The organism is Sorangium sp. So ce836 (assembly GCF_028553905.1).
GTDB lineage: Bacteria > Myxococcota_A > Polyangia > Polyangiales > Polyangiaceae > Sorangium > Sorangium cellulosum_D.
Map to the genome: position 1 here is coordinate 807,964 of NZ_CP102233.1, position 16,488 is coordinate 824,451.

Annotated in this window: 14 protein-coding genes; 5 read left to right on the top strand and 9 right to left on the bottom strand. The window is 72.7% G+C overall.

From position 1 onward, the window contains the following. Positions 1–5: 5 nt before the first annotated feature. The 3 genes from gspC to NQZ70_RS03070 all read right to left on the bottom strand — a co-directional run bounded on the left by gspC (position 6) and on the right by NQZ70_RS03070 (position 3,593). Complete coding sequence (gspC, locus tag NQZ70_RS03060) at positions 6–962, bottom strand: type II secretion system protein GspC (protein ID WP_129572884.1); 957 nt, start codon at positions 960–962, stop codon at positions 6–8. Positions 963–1,233: 271 nt separating this feature from the next. After that, the gene (locus tag NQZ70_RS03065; protein WP_129572885.1) at positions 1,234–3,021 is read right to left on the bottom strand and encodes a cytochrome b N-terminal domain-containing protein; all 1,788 of its coding nucleotides are present in this window, start codon (positions 3,019–3,021) and stop codon (positions 1,234–1,236) included. Next, positions 3,018–3,593 carry a ubiquinol-cytochrome c reductase iron-sulfur subunit gene (locus tag NQZ70_RS03070; protein ID WP_237244970.1) on the bottom strand — a complete coding sequence of 192 codons (576 nt, stop codon included), beginning with the start codon at positions 3,591–3,593 and terminating at the stop codon, positions 3,018–3,020. The genes NQZ70_RS03065 and NQZ70_RS03070 overlap by 4 nt, the downstream gene beginning before the upstream one ends. Before the next feature lie 286 nt (positions 3,594–3,879). Between NQZ70_RS03070 and NQZ70_RS03075 the strand changes: the two genes are divergently transcribed. After that, positions 3,880–6,183 (top strand): outer membrane protein assembly factor, encoded by a 2,304-nt coding sequence (locus tag NQZ70_RS03075; protein ID WP_257792784.1) that lies wholly within the window; start codon positions 3,880–3,882, stop codon positions 6,181–6,183. Positions 6,184–6,264: 81 nt separating this feature from the next. Here the strand turns inward: NQZ70_RS03075 and NQZ70_RS03080 are convergent, their stop codons facing one another. The 5 genes from NQZ70_RS03080 to NQZ70_RS03100 form a co-directional block, all read right to left on the bottom strand. Then, positions 6,265–6,618: a hypothetical protein gene (locus tag NQZ70_RS03080; protein ID WP_207217729.1), complete on the bottom strand. Its 354-nt coding sequence runs from the start codon at positions 6,616–6,618 to the stop codon at positions 6,265–6,267. A gap of 182 nt (positions 6,619–6,800) precedes the next feature. After that, the gene (locus NQZ70_RS03085) at positions 6,801–9,170 is read right to left on the bottom strand and encodes a (Fe-S)-binding protein (RefSeq protein WP_237244972.1); all 2,370 of its coding nucleotides are present in this window, start codon (positions 9,168–9,170) and stop codon (positions 6,801–6,803) included. A 198-nt stretch (positions 9,171–9,368) separates the two neighbouring features. Next, on the bottom strand, positions 9,369–10,046 hold the full coding sequence (locus NQZ70_RS03090) for a hypothetical protein (protein WP_129572889.1): 678 nt from the start codon (positions 10,044–10,046) through the stop codon (positions 9,369–9,371). Positions 10,047–10,059: 13 nt separating this feature from the next. Next, on the bottom strand, positions 10,060–10,896 hold the full coding sequence (locus NQZ70_RS03095; RefSeq protein WP_129572890.1) for an RNA methyltransferase: 837 nt from the start codon (positions 10,894–10,896) through the stop codon (positions 10,060–10,062). A 136-nt stretch (positions 10,897–11,032) separates the two neighbouring features. Next, positions 11,033–11,560 carry an ureidoglycolate lyase gene (locus NQZ70_RS03100; protein ID WP_129572891.1) on the bottom strand — a complete coding sequence of 176 codons (528 nt, stop codon included), beginning with the start codon at positions 11,558–11,560 and terminating at the stop codon, positions 11,033–11,035. Between the two features lie 273 nt (positions 11,561–11,833). Between NQZ70_RS03100 and NQZ70_RS03105 the strand changes: the two genes are divergently transcribed. The 4 genes from NQZ70_RS03105 (at position 11,834) to NQZ70_RS03120 (ending at position 15,327) form a co-directional block, all read left to right on the top strand. Continuing rightward, positions 11,834–12,385 carry a LemA family protein gene (locus NQZ70_RS03105; protein ID WP_237244973.1) on the top strand — a complete coding sequence of 184 codons (552 nt, stop codon included), beginning with the start codon at positions 11,834–11,836 and terminating at the stop codon, positions 12,383–12,385. A 15-nt stretch (positions 12,386–12,400) separates the two neighbouring features. Next, entirely contained in the window at positions 12,401–13,198 is a 798-nt protein-coding gene (locus NQZ70_RS03110; protein WP_129572893.1) for a YgcG family protein, read from the top strand. 216 nt (positions 13,199–13,414) lie between these two features. Further along, positions 13,415–14,626, top strand: coding sequence for a thiolase family protein (locus NQZ70_RS03115; protein WP_129572894.1), 1,212 nt, complete (start codon positions 13,415–13,417; stop codon positions 14,624–14,626). Positions 14,627–14,757: 131 nt separating this feature from the next. After that, positions 14,758–15,327, top strand: a complete 570-nt coding sequence (locus NQZ70_RS03120) for a peptidylprolyl isomerase (protein ID WP_129572895.1) — start codon at positions 14,758–14,760, stop codon at positions 15,325–15,327. A 66-nt stretch (positions 15,328–15,393) separates the two neighbouring features. Here the strand turns inward: NQZ70_RS03120 and NQZ70_RS03125 are convergent, their stop codons facing one another. Then, a complete protein-coding gene (locus NQZ70_RS03125) occupies positions 15,394–16,467 on the bottom strand; it encodes a hypothetical protein (protein WP_129572896.1) in 1,074 nt (357 codons plus the stop codon). Positions 16,468–16,488 lie beyond the last annotated feature (21 nt).

The following is a 16,488-nucleotide window of genomic DNA, read 5'->3' on the forward strand; positions in this document are numbered from 1 at the left end:
CGTCTTCAGCGGATGTTGAAGTCGACCGTCATCAGCTGGCCGCCGCGCTCGATCGCCACGGACAGGTGGTTCGCGGTCCGGAGCCGCGCGTAGGCCTCCAGCGCCTTCTGCGGATCGGTGACGTCGAAGCCGTTGATCGACCGCAGCGAGTCGCCGCTCTCCAGCCCGAGCGACTCGAGCAGCGAGCCCCGCTTGATCCTGAGCTTCAGCCCGACGACCCGGCCCCCTTGCCGCTCCGGGATCACCCGAGCGGAGCGCATGAGGAGCGCCTGCTGCTCGAGGATCTGGTCGACCGCCGACCGGTCGACGTTGAACTCCGTGGCGCTCACCCGCCGGATGCGGGCGGCGATCTCCGGCGGGATCGAGCTCAGGCCGCCCTCGCCGCCGACCGGCGTCGCCTGGGGCCGCGGCGGCGGCTGCGGCTCCGGCGCCGCCGCGCGCGCGCTCTTTCCGAGCTGTAGCTGGCAGCGCGCGCCGCCCGCGGCGATCCAGACGCGGTCCCAGGCGATGCGCGCGAGCGTGCCCCCCGGCGCGTCGCCGCCGAGCCGCCGGAGCTGCGTCCGCCCGTCGGGGCCCTCGATGGCCGCGAACGACCACGCGTCGTCCCGCGAGGCCGCGATGAGCACCACGCGCCCGGCGTCGCAGAGCGGATCGCGCCACGGATCGCCGCCCGCCGCGGCCGCGCGCGCCTCGGGGGCGCCGCCCGGCGGCGGCAGGAGCGGCCCCGTCGCCGAGTCGAACGGGTTGCGCTGCAGGATCGCGTCGGCGTTCGTCGCGTGCAGGTCGTTCCGCTGCGCGCGGCCGGAGACCCGCGGCAGGGGCGCGACGCCCGCGGCTCTGTCCGGGATGATCGTCCTCCCGAGCAGGTGCGAGACCCCCGCTGCCTGGAAGTAGGCAGCGGACGCGATCAGCGTGCCCGCGATCCACGGGAAGTGATGCTTCACGGCCGCATCCAGGTCCACGGATCCTGCTCTTTCTGGGCGCGCGCGCGCCGCCGCCGTCGAGGCGAGCGCCGCGCGCACGCCGGCGTGGGAGGCGACCGTGCACGATGTCGCCACCGGCCCCCGCCCTCGGGGACGCACAGCACCGCGCATGCCGGCGTGCGCGCCGGGGCGTGCGCGCGAGCGCCGGCAGCGCGCCGCGACCCGAACGGATCAGCGCGCGCCGGCGTTCATCGAGAGGAAGGGCGAGCGGAGGGAGGTCTGGGACGGCGGGGGCCCGAGCGCGGCTCGCTCAGGGCTTCTTCTCGGGCGCCTTGGCGCCGGCCGCGGCCTCGCCGAGGCCGCGGCGGTACACCCAGGCGGCGAGGATCTTCCGGTCGTTCGCGGAGATCTTCTCCTCGAACGCCGGCATGTGGCCCTCGAGGTCCTTCGCCATGGCCGCCGGCGGGTAGGCCTTGCCGCTGCCGGGGTTCGCGATCTGCGCCTCGATCCACGCGACCGAGGCCCAGCCGCGGAGCTCGGGCGCGGCCGACTCCTCGTCGTCGGTCTTGCCGTCGAGCCGGTGGCAGCTCGTGCACCGCTGCCGGACCAGCTTCTCCCCCGCGGTCCCGGCGCTCGGCTCCCCGCGCGCCTGCGCCTCGAGGAACGCGGCGATCGTCTCCTGGTCGGCCGCGCTCATCGGCGTGAACACCTTCGCCGCCTCGGGATCCGCCGGCGGCTTGACCACCGACGGCATCATCTCCTTGAACGGCGTCTTGCCGAAGAGGTGGTCGGCGTCGGGATCCCTCAGCACCTCGAGCGCCCACGCCTTCGTCCCGAACCCGGTGAGGTCCGGCGCCGTCTGCTTGTCCTTGGGCGGGCCGAGATCGTTCAGCCGGTGGCAGCTCGCGCACTCCTTCTTGTAGAGGTCCTCGCCGCGCGTCTCCGGATCGTTGCGCAGCATCGCGAGCGCGCCCTCGGGCGGGACGCCCTGCTTGAACAGCGCGATCGCGCGCGCGGTCCGCTGGGCGTTCTGCGCCTGCGAGCGCTGGTAGCCCTCGTCCTTCGCGTCGGACGCGAACGATTTCGCGAGGAGGCCGGCGGCCCCTAGGCCGATCAGGAACAGCGGCGCGAGCGCCGGCAGGCGCGCGCGGAGCGGGCCGGGCTTCCTGTCGATGAACGGGAGCAGGGCGAGGTACAGCCCGATCACCGCCGGCAAGCCGACGGTCGCGATGAGCTCCAGCGAGCCGGGGAAGAACTTGCGCAGCTCGAAGAGCGGGCGGAAGTACCACGCCGGGCGGGCGGTGTAGTCGCTGACCGGGTCCGCGGGCGCCTCGAGGGGCGCGCCGTGCTCGATGGCCGCGAGATCGAAGAGGACGACGAGCGCGACCGCGCCGGCGAGGAGGATCATGCCGAGCTGCTTCGGGAAGAACCGGTCCGCCTTCGAGAGGTTCGCGCCGTGGGGCGCGCCGAAGCCGTGCTTGCGGAACAGCGCGAAGCTCCCGGCGAGCAGCAGGGCCGTGGCCGCCGGCAGCACGAACACGTGCAGCGCGTAGAGCCGCGTCAGCGTCATGTGGCCGAGCGAGCTGCCGCCGACCACGAGCTCTTGCGTGAGCGTCCCGACGACGGGGACCGCGCCCATGATGCCCGTCTCGACGCGCGTGCCCCAGTAGCCGTCCTGGTCCCACGGGAGCGGGTTGCCGGTGAAGGCGAAGCCGAGGATCATCAGCAGCAGGCCGAGCTTCAGGAACCAGCCGACCTCGCGCGGCGCGCGGTACGCCCCGTGGATCGCGAGCTGCGCCACGTGGACCGCGACCAGGATGACGAGCGCCTGCGCTCCGAAGTAGTGGAGGCCCCGGATGAGCCACCCGGCGCGCAGGGTGAAGTTGATGTGCGCGACGCTCGCCCACGCCGTGGTCGCGCTCGGCGCGTACGCCGTCATGAGCAGCGCGCCCGTGACGGCCTCGATGAGCAGCAGCAGCGCGAGCGCGCCGCCCCAGACGTAGCCGATGCGCGCGCCGCCGGGGATGGGCTCGTCGAGCAGGCGGCGGAGGGGCTCGCGGTAGCCGACGCGCTCGTTCAGCCAGTCGCCGAAGCTCATCCTGCGATCTCCTGGAGCTCGGCGGTCCCGTCACGGTAGCGCCGGAAGTCCACCTCGACCCAGCCGTCCACGACCCGCGTCGCGAGCGGATCCATCGGCCGCGGGGACGGCCCCGTCTCCGGCGCGCCCGACAGGGCGAAGCGCGACGCGTGGCACGGGCAGTTGAAGCTCTTCTTGTCGTCGTTGAGCTCGATGCCGCAGCCGAGGTGCGGGCATGTGGCGCTCATCGCGCGGATCTTCTCGCCCTCGCGGATGACCCAGATGGCGCCGAGCATCTGGTCCTTGGCGACCGTGAAGGCGTCGCGCTCCTCGCCGATCACCTTGAGGCGTCGGGGCTCTCCCGGCGGCAGATCCGCGAGGCGCCCGACCCGGACCCAGCGCTCGCGCCCGCTTGACGCGCCGGCAGTGCCGGCGGGACCGGCGAGGAACGTCGCCGCCGGCACCGCGATCGCGCCGGCGTAGGCGAGGCCGCCGATCGCCACGAGCGCCTTCAGGGCGCCGCGCCGCTCCTCGGGAGGCGGGCCTCCGTACGGCGCGCCGGCGCTCGCGGGCGCCCCAGGTTCGTGCGGCAATCCATATCCCGGGTACCCACCGGCACCAGGTTCCTTTTGCGTCGGCTCTGCCATCTCGTAGGCTCTCCCTCGCTCGCGCCGCTCCGAGGCCCGCTCAGACTCGGAGCGGGCCTCCGGCGGCCGAAGTGGACGGCAGCATATCGAAAATACGGGCCTAACGTTGAATCCTCGCCATCGCGCACACCGGGGCGATCGCCTCGTCGCCGGCTCAACCGAAAGTTCTCTTTCAGGTGTTCAGGTCCCGCCGTCGCGATCGGCCGCTGCAGCGCTCACGGCGCTCGCAGCGCTGGGGGTCTCCGCCTGTGCCGCTTCGCGTCAACCGCCGGCGTGCACGCGCCCGGACCTCAGCGGGTGCGCCATCGAGGAGGTCTCGTTCGACGGCGACGAGGTGATCAGCGGCGACGAGCTCGCCGAGCGGATCGCGACGGCGGAGAGCTCGCATCTGATCGGCCCGCTCGAGCACGTGCCGATCCTGAGCATCTGGGACGCGCTCACGGTCGAGTACGAGCGGTTCGACCGGTTCGTCCTCGAGCGGGACATGGCCCGCATCGAGCGGTACTACCGGGCGCGCGGGTTCTACAACGCGCGGGCGCGCGCGGCGCGGGTGCAGCGGACCGGCGGCCCCGGCAAGGAGGGGCGCGTGCGGGTGCGCATCGTCGTCTCCGAGGGGCAGCCGGTGAAGATCGCCTCGGTGGACCTGGAGTGGCGGGACTGGACCCTGGAGAAGGGCAAGGACGTCGTCCGGCCGGTGACCGACGCGAAGGCCCGGCTCCGCATCGGCGAGCGCCTGGAGGAGGAGCAGTACGAGGAGCTGAAGAAGGCGCTGCTCCGCGTGCTCACGGATCGCGGCTTCGCCTACGCGACGGTCGAGGGGCACGTCGACGTCGACCTCGTGAAGAACGAGGCGCGGGTCCGCTACACGATCGAGCTCGGCCCCGAGTGCACGTTCGGCAAGGTGAAGCTGGAGGGGCTCGGCGAGCTGCCGGAGGGGCCGGTCAGGACGGCGATCGGCATCGAGGAGGGCGAGCGCTTCTCGACCGCGGCGCTCTCGGAGGCGGAGCAGGCGCTGGCCGATTTCGGCGTGTTCGGCGCCGTCGCCGTGAAGCCCGAGCTCGCGCCGCCGGGCCAGCCGAGGAGCCCGGTCGTCCCCGTGACGTTCTCCGTGGAGCCGGCCGCGCTGCGCGCCGTGAAGCTCGGCGGCGGCGCCGAGGTCGGCTCGCGCGTCGAGGCGCACCTCGTCGCCGGGTGGGAGGATCGCAACTTCCTCGGCGGTCTGCGCCGGTTCAACATCGAGGCCCGGCCGGGGCTGGTCTTCTATCCGGTCGAGTTCTCGACCCTGTTCGGCGAGGATCTCGGGGACACCTTTCGCCTCCTGCCGGAGATCCAGCTCCGGTCCGAGCTCCGCCAGCCGGGGGCGTTCGAGCGGCGCACGGCCGCGGTGCTGCGCGGCTCGTTCAAGCTCTATTGCCCGCGGACCGGTGAGTTTTGCACCAAGCCCGATGCGGCAAAGAAACCGGAAGAGGTGGAGCCAGGAAATGCGGCAAACACTCCTCCGGAGCCCCCGGAGCACGCGATCGTCGGCTACCGCGAGTACGTCGGTTCCATCGGTTTGGAGCGGCCGTTCCTGAAATCGGACCTGAACGCGGCCCTCCTCTACAACGTTCAGCTCAACAGCCCGTTCACCTACAACGACGTGCCGCTGCCGCTGGGGTTCCAGTCCATCTTCATCCCCTATCTGCAAGCGCTCGTGTCCTACGATCGCCGCCTGAACCGGGCGGGCAAGCCGGACCGGCTGACCCCTCACCATGGCTACTACGTGGCGCTCGACGCGCAGCTCGCCGGGTACTTGCGCTTCGACACCGAGCTGGCGAACGCCATCGTCGGGCACGAGGTCCGCGCCGCGCGCGACCTCCGCCTCCAGCCCGAGTTTCGCGCCTACCTCCCCGTCTCGAGGAGATGGACCCTCGGCTTCCGCATGACGACCGGGTGGCTGTTCCCGAGCGGCTACGGCGACGCGTCGTCGGCGGATGTGACCCGGTGCGACACCCTCGCGGAGGACGATCCGGCCCGGGCGGGCTGCCGGGCGGACGTGGGGGCCGACGTCCAGCTCATGCAGTTCCGCGGGTTCTTCAGCGGCGGCGCGACGAGCAACCGCGGCTACGGGTTCAACGAGGTCGGTCCCCACGCCCGCGTGCCGAGCCTGACCGGCCAAGGGGAGGTCCAGGGAGATGAGGCCCCGCTGGTCCCCATCGGCGGCCGGCTGCTCTGGGAGGCGAGCCTGGAGCTCCGGATACCGCTCGGCGAGAGCTTCGGCACCGTGATCTTCGCCGACGCGGGCGACGTCACCCGGGAGCTCAGCCTGTTCCGCTCGGGGGCGCAGCGGCCGCACCTCTCGGCCGGCGTCGGGCTGCGCTACACCACGCCGGTCGGCCCGCTGCGCTTCGACGTCGGCTACCGCGTCCCGTGCATGCAGGTCTTCGGCAAGTGCACGCCCGGGGAGGAAGGCTGGCCCGAGGACGAGCGGACCCCGAACGCGCTGTTCGGCGTGCTGCCCATCGCCGTGAACCTGGCGATTGGCGAGGCGTTCTGACGGGATGCTGAGGTGGAGCGAGCCGCCGGGCGGCGGCGCGGCCCGCGCCCGTCGCCCCTCGACGCGGCCGCGGAGGCGGGCTCAGCCCTCTTCTTCCTCGACGTTCCAGGCGGACAGCGCGGTCATTCCGATGGCGACGGCGCAGCCGCCGCACAGGGCGGGCTCCTCGAACCGGAGCTCATCGCCGCGCGACCACACGTAGAGGCCGCGCCCGGCGGGCTCGCCCTCGATGGCCGCGTCGCACACGTCGCAGCGGAGCTCGGTCGCGCCCGAGGCTGCTTGATGCGCGCGCAGCGCGCTGTCGGCGACCGCATCGACCGAGATGCAGATCGGGTGAGTCAATGTCCCCCTGAGCCGGTGCTCCGCATTCGCGGCTCCCTCCAGCGTAGGGCGGGGGTCCAGGTTCGCGGTCCCCTTCAGAGCGCCTTCAATCACATCCACCTCCGGCGGCACGGCCGAATCTAGCTCAGGCCGAGACGGGACGCACGAGAAGGCTGTGCCTGATCCTCGTCAGGCCTGCTCCAGGGCGCAAATGTGGGTAAACACGCGGGATCGTACGCCATGGGCCTCACGGCGCGGCGGTCCCGCGTGCGTTCGCAACGGAAATGTAGGGGAAGCTAGGCGCTGGCGGCCGCCTCGGAGCCGGCGGCCTCCTGAGCGGCGCGGCTGCCGGCCGGGCGGTCGAGGGCGCAGCTCTCTTCGAGCAGCTCGACCACATCGAGCTGGCGGATCGAGTCCTCCTTGGACTGATCCTTGAGCCCGTCGGTGATCATCGTCTGGCAGAACGGGCACGCGGTCGCGATCGTCTTCGCCTCGGTCTGGAGCAGCTGCAGCGTCCGCTTGACGTTCACGCGGTCCTTGTTCTGCTCCTCCATCCACATCTGCGCGCCGCCGGCGCCGCAGCAGAGCCCCTTCTGCCGGTTCCACCCCTCGGCCTCGACGAGCTGCACGCCGGGGATGCGCTTCAGGATGTCGCGCGGCTGCTCGTACACGTCGTTGTAGCGGCCGAGGTAGCAGGAGTCGTGGAAGACGACCTTCCCCTCGACCGGCTTCTTGGGGACGAGCTTCTTCTCGGCGACCAGGCCGAGCAGGAAGTCCGTGTGGTGCACGACCTCGAACTTCGCGCCGAAGTCCGGGTACTCGTTGGCGAGCGTGTTGAAGCAGTGGGGGCAGGTCGTGACGATCTTCCGGATGCCGCCCTGCTCCTTGTAGCCGTTCAGGGTCGCGGCGTTCTGCTCGGCCAGCATCGCGAAGAGGTACTCGTTGCCCGCGCGGCGCGCCGGGTCGCCGGTGCAGGTCTCCTCCTGGCCGAGGATCGCGAAGTCGACGCCGGCCGCCTTCAGGAGCCGCGCGGTCGCGCGCGCGATCTTCTTCGCGCGGTCGTCGTAGCTCGCCGCGCAGCCGACCCAGTAGAGCACCGGCGCCTGCGGCTTCTCGGCCATCGTCGGGATCTCGAGCCCCTCGGCCCAGTTTGCGCGATCGATGCGCGCGAGGTTCCACGGGTTGCCGTTGACCTCGATCGCGTTGAACGGATTGCCGAGCTCGGCCGGGAACTCGCCCTTCACCATGACCAGGTGGCGGCGCATCGAGACGATCTTGTCGACGTAGCTGATCATCACCGGGCACTGCTCCTCGCAGGCCCGGCACGTCGTGCAGGCCCAGAGCACGTCCGGGTGGACGACGTTCGCCACGAGGTCGACCGGCTTGTACCCCGCCTCCGGGGTCGGGACCGGGTTCTCCGGCGCCGCCTGCTCCGCGTGCCCGGCGCCCTCCTGCGCCTCCGCGCCCTGGCCGTCCTGCGCCGCCGCCGCCCCGTCGCCGGCGTGGCCGTTCGCCTGCGCCGCGTGGCCGTTGCCCTCGCCCCGCGGGCCGCCGGGCCGGTTGAGGAACTCGGCTTCGCGGCCGTACAGGTGGTCGCGCAGGTCGAGCGTGAGCTGCTTGGGGCTCAGGATCTTGCCCGTCTTGTGGGCCGGACAGTTGTCGCTGCAGCGGCCGCACTCGGTGCACGTGTAGAAGTCGAGGATCGCCTTCCAGGTGAAGTCCTCAACGCGCCCGATGCCGACCGGCTCGGCCTTCTCGGGCTCCTCGGCGGCCTTCATGACCATCTCGCCGATCGCCTCGGCGCTGCCCGCGACGAGCGGCAGCCGGCCGCGCGGGTCGAGGTTGCGCGCGAAGACGTTCGGGATCGACGTGATGATGTGGAAGTGCTTCGAGTGCGGGAGCAGGTTCAGGAACACGAGCACCAGCGTGACGTGCGTCCAGAACCCGACGTGCGCGAGGACGACGAGGGCCCCGGGGCTCGCGCCGCTCAGCAGCACGGCGAACAGCGAGCCCGCCGGGGCGGGGAACAGGTGCCAGCGGAGCGCCGCCGGGTCCGCGGGGACGCCCGCGAACGGGGCGGTCACGGTGGCGACGCGCTCGCAGAGCGCCGCGTCGCCGGACGCGCACGCCGCGGTCGACCAGCGGTGGTGCAGCACCAGCGAGGCGCCGTCATAGAGCATGTCGCTCACCATCATCGTGAGGATGATGCCGAGGATGAGCAGCCCCTCGCCCGACAGGGTCATGCGCCGCTCGCGCTTGATCGCCCGGTAGTAGATGAACACGAGCGCGCCGGCGACGACCAGCGACGCCATGACGTCCTTCACGAACTCGTAGATGCCGCCGAGCGGCACCGCGCCGATGCCCGGGAGCCGCACCGGGTCGTGCCCCAGGATCCACAGGTCGAACGCCGGGTCGAAGCCGCGCCCCCACAGGATCAGCGTGCGGAGCAGGAGAACCAGGAATCCGAAGAAGATGAGCTTATGCGCCAGCCCGGCGAGCGGGTAGTAACCCATCTTCCGCTGGCGGAAGGCGTACTCCCAGGTGCCTTTGAGGCGCTCGGCGAGCCGGTCGAGCCGGTTTTCCCCGCGCCCGACCTTGAGGAGCTGCCAACGCCGGTTGGCGCTCCACGCAAAGGCGGCGAAGAGGCCGACGAGCAATGTGAGCATCCAAATGGGATTCATTCGCGGGACGTCTCCGGGTGCAAAATGGCCACATCTTTTAAGGTGGGGGGATGGCGGACGTCAACCGCGCGGCGGCGGTGAAGCGCGCGGATCGCTGTCGCTGGATCCCGTTCCTGCAAGGGCGGAGTCGCTGGTGCGCGCGCTCGCGGATCGCGCTCGGGCCGGAGGTGTGCCCGCCGGGGCTCAGAGCGTGAACTCGACGCTCTTCTCCTCGCTCGCGGGCGAGGGAGACAGGTCGAGCGCCATGCTGTACGAGCGCTGGCCGACCCGCGCGCTCAGGCGGACGCGGACGGGCGCCGTCGCGTCGTTCAGCTTGTCGAGCCGCACGACGACGCGGTAGCGGCCCCGGGCCGGCTCGCCCTCGGTGAGGAAGACGTTCTCCACGTTCTGCTCCTGGCACTCGCCGCTCACGCGCGGGCAGTCGCGATCCTTCATGAGGCCGCTCGCCGTCGGCTCCCCGACGCGGGCGAGCTCTCCGGCCGGATCGTAGACGTTGAGATCGACGTCGGCCTCGGCCTCTTCCCAGGCGATCGTGAACTGGAGGATCCCGGTGTGGAGCCCGCACCCCTCGTCGATCACGCCGTTGCAGTTGTTGTCGCGGGCGTCGAAGCAGAGCTCGACCCCCGTCGGCGTGCAGGCCATCTCGAGCCCGACGCCCTCGGGGACCTTGAGGTCCTTCGGCTCGAGGGGCGGCTTGGGCGGAGGCGGCGGCACCTCGATGCAGCCGGCGAGGAGCAGGGCCGCGAGCGCCGCGCCCAGCGCCCAGCGCACGCCGGCGAGGCGCGCGCGGGGGCCGCGGGGCGCCTTCGGGACGGCGCCGCGGGGGCGGCGCTCGCGCCGCGGGGGACCGGGGGTTCGCATGGGGGGCTGCATGCTAGCCGCCTTCGGGCTCCTGCGGGGCGCCGGCGCCGCGCTCTTCCCGCGCGGGGGCCGCGGCGGGCGTCCGCGGCTTGGGGCCGCGCGGCTTCGGCGGAGGGGGCGGCGCTCCTCCGAGCGGCGGCGGCAGGCGCATGCCCCGCGCGGCCAGGATCTCCGCCGCGTGGGGGACGGTGAGCACCAGCGCGCGGGCGTAGAGGCTCGTCTGGTAGGGCTCGGGCAGATCGCCGGGCCGGCCGCTGGTCGCCTGCTCGAGCAGGATCGCCGCGGTGACGCTCACGTTGAGGCTCTCCGCGAAGCCCCGCATCGGGACGCGCACGGCGCGGGCGCAGGCGGCGGCGAGGTCGGGGCGGATCCCGTCGCGCTCGTTGCCGAGCACCAGCGCGAGGCGGGGGATGCCCGCGAGATCGCGCGGGGTCAGCTCGCCGTCCGGGCGGGTCGCGACGAGCTCGTGCCCCGAGGCGCGGAGCGCCGCGACCGCGGCCTCGGTGGTCGCGTGCGTGCGCACGTCGACCCAGCGCTCGGAGCCGCGCGAGACGGTGTTCGACACGAGGAACGCCTCGGCGCGCTCGATGATGTGCAGCCGCTGCAGGCCGAACGCGTCGCACGACCGGAGCACGGCGGCCCCGTTGTGCGGGTCGTGCGGCGCGTCCATGGCGACGGTGACCGCGTCGAGCCGCGCCGCGATGACGCCGCGCAGCCGGGCCCTGCGCTCGTCGGTGACGAACTCCTCGAGGATGCGGGCGACGTCGGCGACGTCGAGGGAATCGAGCGCGGCGAGCAGCCTTCGCTGCTCCTGCGCGACGAACGAGCAATTGGGGGTCGAGCGGCGCATGGATGGGTCGGGGGCGCCTCTATAGCGCGGCGCGCCCCCGGAGGCTGCGGCCCATCGCGGCCCGGCGGGACCGCCTCCGCCGCGGCCCCGCCTGCGCGGGCGCCGCACCTCGCCGGGGCGGCGGGGCGGAGCGGCGTCAGGGATCGATCGCGATCGTGACCCGCTCGCCCTCGGCGTACTCGACGACGGCGCAGTCGCCGGGGGAGCCGTCTTCCCAGACCAGACAGACGAAGTCGGCCTCGGCGTCGAGCGCGATCATGGGGTGGTGCCAGACGCCGGGGCGATAGGTGATGCCCTGGGCGCCGTGGGCGATGAAGGCGGCGAGCGTCGTGAGGTCGGGCCGGTCGCCGCCCAGGGCGACGACGACGAGGTAGCGCCGCGCGTTCATCGGCACGAACGCCTGCGTCGAGCCGGGGTGCTTCTCGAGCAGCGCGAGCGGCAGCGGAGAGCTCGAGCGCGGAGCGCAGCGGAACACCGAGACGTTCAGCGCCGCGTGCCCGGGGCGGAGGTTCTCGATCGCGGCGAGGTGATCGAAGCGGCGGGCGGTCCCCTGGTTGGCCGGCCTGCCGGGCTGGCCGTGCGGCGAGGCCATGAGGATGTCGCCGTACGGCGCATAAGCTGCAGGGCTGAGCGAATGGGCTGCGATGCGCGGGCGATGGCTCATCGGGACTGGCGGCTGTGGCGGTGCGCCACGCGTGTGGCCCTCCTGCTGCGAGAGCCCCGGGCGCGATCGCGCAGGCGAAGGGTACCACGTCGCCGGGGCGCCGGCGGGACACCCCGCGACCGCGACGAGGCCGAGGTTTTGCATGACACGGCGCGACGCCTTACCCGTCGGGTAACGCAAGCGACCCTGGAGTCAGTCATGCGGATTGTTCACAAATCGACATTTCGGAAGCGCCTCGCGGTGTTTTCCGTGTTCTTGGCGGTGCTCGCCCTCATGACGTCTGTCGTCGGCTGCCAGCGCTACGACGTGCTCGTCGAGAAGGATCAGATCGCGGCCCAGAAGTGGTCGGATCTCGAGGCGAACCTCCAGCGGCGTTACGATCTCGTCCCGAACCTCGTGGCGGTGGTGAAGGCGTCGGCCAAGCACGAAGAGCAGACGCTTGCGAGCGTCGCCGAGGCGCGCGCCCGCGCCACCAGCGTCCAGCTGAAGGCCGAGGACCTGACCGACCCCGAGAAGGTGCAGGCTTTCCAGAAGGCGCAGGAGCAGCTCAGCGGCTCGCTCTCGCGGCTCCTCGTGGTGCAGGAGCAGTACCCCGATCTCAAGGCCAACCAGAGCTTCCACAGCCTCCAGGTCCAGCTGGAGGGCATCGAGAACCGCATCCTTCGAGCGCGCGAGGAGTACAACCAGGCGGCGCGCGAGTACAACGCGGAGCTCCTGAAGATCCGGGGCCAGGTGGTGAACAAGGCGACGGGCCAGCCGTTCAAGCCGCGCGTGTACTTCACCGCCTCCCCCGAGGTCCAGTCGGCGCCCAAGGTCGCGTTCTGAGAGGAGGGGGCGGTGATGGGCCAGGCAATCTCGGGCGGAGCGCGGCTGCGGGCCGTGGCCAGGGCGATCGCCGCCGCGATCGCGCTGGTCTGCGCGCTCGTCGCCCGGCCCGCCCTCGCCGAGTTCACGCCGCCGAAGCTCACGGGGCACGTCGTCGACACCGCCGGGCGGCTCGGCCCGTCCGACATCCTCTACCTCGACCAGAAGCTCGATCGCCTCCGCCGCCAGACCGGCTTCGAGATCGTCGCCTTCGTGGCGGGATCGCTCGAGGGCGAGACGATCGAGGACGTCGCGTACGAGGCCTTCAACGCGTGGCAGCTCGGCCAGCGGGGGGCCGACAACGGCGTCCTCCTGGTGATCGCCCCGTCCGAGCGGCGCGTCCGCATCGAGACCGGCAAGGGCGTGGGCGGGGCGCTCACGGACCTCCAGTCGAACGACATCATCCGGCAGACGATCAACCCGTTGCTCCGGCAGGATCGGTTCCGGGACGCCATCGATCAGGGGACGACCGAGATCGCCCGTGCGCTCATCGCCGGGACGCCCGAGGAGGAGCGGCGCCCGGCGCCCGGGCCGGCGCCCACCCCGGTCTCGCCGATCAAGGTCGGCGTCACGCTCGTCGCCATCGTGGCGGCGCTGCTGCTCGCGATCGTCTCGCCCTCCTTCCGCTGGTTCCTGTGGTTCGCCCTGCAAGCGCTCCTCTTCCGCGGTGGCGGCGGCGGTTTCCGCGGCGGCGGTCGCGGCGGCGGTGGATCCGGGTTCGGCGGCGGCGGCGGCGGTCGCTCCGGCGGCGGCGGATCCAGCGACAGCTACTGATCCGCAGCGGCGCGCCAGCGCCATGCTGCGCCGCGCCAGCTCACCGTCGGGAGACGGATCGGGCCGATCGTCCGTCGCGAGGTCGGCCTGCGGCGCTGTGCTCCACCGGGCGTGACCCGGCGGGCAGGCGCGACCTCGTCGCCGCCCGGCGCGGACGAGGGCTCGAGCGCGCGATCTCGGGGCGGCGCCCCGACCGGGCGAAGCTACGCTCTCCTCATGGCTGCTGCCCTGCGCCCCGTCTTCGTCGTCGACGCCGTCCGCACCCCGATCGCACGTTACGCCGGCGCCCTGGCGACGGCCCGCCCGGACGACCTCGCGGCGCACGTCCTCGCGGCGCTCGTGCGCCGGCAGCCCTCGCTCGCGCCGCGCCTCGACCAGGTCGTCCTCGGCGCGACGAACCAGGCCGGAGAGGACAACCGCAACGTCGCGCGCATGGCCGCCCTGCTCGCCGGCCTCCCTTACGAGGTCCCGGGCGTGACGGTGAACCGCCTCTGCGGCTCGGGGCTCGAAGCGGTCGCCGACGCCGCGCGCATGATCGCCACCGGCGAGGCCGACTGCGTGATCGCCGGCGGCGTCGAGAGCATGACGCGCGCGCCGTTCACGATGCCCAAGCAGGCCGAGCGCTTCGAGCGGAGCGCGCCGACGGTCTACGATACGACCCTCGGCTGGCGCTACCCGAACCCGAGGATGGCGGCGCGGTTCGAGCTCCAGTCCATGGGCGAGACCGCCGAGAACGTGGCCAAGAAGCACGGCGTCAGCCGCGAGGATCAGGATCGGTTCGCGCTCGTGTCCCACGAGCGCGCCACGCTCGCCTGGGAGTCGGGCGGGTTCGCCGCCGAGGTCGTCCCGGTCCCCGTCCCCCAGAAGACGGGCCCGCCCGTCCTGTTCGAGCGCGACGAGTCCGTGCGCGCCGACGCCTCGCTCGAGGCGCTGTCGAAGCTGAAGCCCGCCTTCCGCGAGGGCGGGACGGTGACCGCGGGCAACGCCTCGCCCCTCAACGACGGCGCCGCCGCGCTCCTGCTCGCCTCGGGCGACGCCGTGCAGTCCGCCGGGGCGACGCCGCTCGCGCGCGTGGTCGCGACCGCGACCGCGGGGGTGGATCCAAACCTCATGGGCGAGGGGCCGATCCCCGCCGTGAAGAAGCTGCTCCAGCGGACCGGGCTGCGCGTGCCCAACGTGGACGTCTTCGAGCTCAACGAGGCGTTCGCGGCGCAGGCGCTCGCGTGCTCGCGCGCGCTGGAGCTCGATCCGACGCGCGTCAATGTCCGGGGCGGCGCGATCGCGCTCGGGCACCCGATCGGCTGCTCGGGCGCGCGCATCGCGTGCACGCTCGTGCATGCGATGCGCGCGCGCGGCGCCAAGGTCGGGGTCGCCTCGCTGTGCATCGGCGTGGGCCAGGGCATCGCGACGCTGTTCGAGCGCGCCTGAGGCGATTTCGCCGCTCGTCCGCGGCGCCAGATGCGATAAGACCGCCGTACCAGGACGCAGGAGGGGGGCTCGCGGCCCTCCTCCCTCGGCTGACGGCGCCGCCCCGGCGGCAAAGAACAGGAGAAGGCCCGATGGAGTTCCCCCCGATCAATGTGCCCGGCACCGGCCAGCTTCACGCTCGACTGAAGACCTCGCTCGGTGAGATCACCATCCGCCTCGAGGAGCAACGCGCCCCGAACACCGTCAAGAACTTCGTCGGCCTCGCCACGGGCGCGATCAACTGGACCGATCCGACGACGGGCAAGGGGATGCAGGGGACGCCCTGTTACGACGGCGTCCGCTTTCACCGCGTCATCTCGGGGTTCATGATCCAGTGCGGCGATCCGCTCTCGCGCTACCCGGACAAGGCGCCGCTCTGGGGCACCGGCGGCCCGGGCTACAAGTTCGCCGACGAGTTCAACCCCGAGCTGCGGCACGACGGCCCCGGCGTGCTCTCCATGGCGAACTCCGGCAAGAACACGAACGGCGCGCAGTGGTTCATCACCGAGGGGCCGACGCCGCACCTCGACAACCGGCACTCGGTGTTCGGCAAGGTCGTGAGCGGGCTGGACGTCGTGAACCGCATCGCGAACGTGGCGACCACGCGCGACCGGCCGAACCAGGACGTCGTCCTCGAGCGCGTCGAGATCTTCCGGCAGTAGCCGCGTCGAGCGCCGCGCGATCGCGGCCGGCGTCGCGCGGCGCGGCCAGCGCCGCGCGACGCTCGTTCAGCGGGCGCAGCAGACGGTGATCTCGTCGTCGCCTTCCTCGACCTCGCCTCGGGGGTCGCCGCCGCGCGGCTGGCAGCTGCCGGTTCCGGTCACCTCGATCGACACCGAGGCGGCGGGGGGCGGCTCGTCGACGCAGGCCCCGTTGAACGGCACGGTCTCGATGGGCTCCCGACAGCGGGTCGCCCCGAAGAGCGCCAGCGTCGCCGCGCAGCGCACGCCGCCCGCGTCGCACGTGCACCGCGTGCAGCCGCGGTTGTCGACCATCGAGCTCGCGAACACGTGTCGCTCGCCGAACCCCTCGGGGCAGCGCCGCTCCCCCTCGCGCCAGACGCAGACGCCCTGCTCGAACGGCGCGTCGATCTCTCGCGGGGCGCAGGTCTCGCCCGCGTCGCATCCGCCGGCGTCCGGCCCGGGGGCGCACACGAGCCCCTCGATGCCGAAGCGCGGCGGCGGCAACGTCGCCTCGCCGCCCGACGCGGCGCACGTCGCCGAATCCACGTCGGGGGCGTCGGCGCTGTAGCTGCCAGGCTGGAAGTCGCGGAGGTTGATGCAGTTCTCCGATGCTACCGGCAGCGTCACGCTCGCCCCGCCACACCCCTCGTCCCCATACACGGTGACCGCTGGACGCTCGCACGCCACGTCCGGCGCGCCGCACGAGCACGGGCTGCAGGTCGCGGGCGTGTCGACGGGATCGCGGCCGCCCACGTCCACCCGCGTGGAGAAGCCCTCGGGACAGGCGACGTCCGCGGCGTCGGGGCCCTGGTACAGGAGGCCGGGCCCCTGCCAGCCCTCGGGCACGCCGACGCAGGCGAACCCGGCGCAGTCGTCGTCGGCGCAGTCGACCGCGCCGTCGCCGTCGTCGTCGTCGCCGTTCGAGCACTGCTCGCCGCCGCCTCCGCCGCTGCTCGTGGTGCTCGCGGTCGTCGCCTGGCCGCCGCCGGAGCCGCCGGAGCCGCTCCCGGACGGCTGCGGGAAGAGCTCGGGCTCGAACTGATCGAAGTCCTGGGTGCACGCGCTCGCCGCGAGGAGAGCGACGATCGCGGTGACGCTTTGGACGGCAGAGCGGCGCAACACGACCTCCTGGATCGGCGA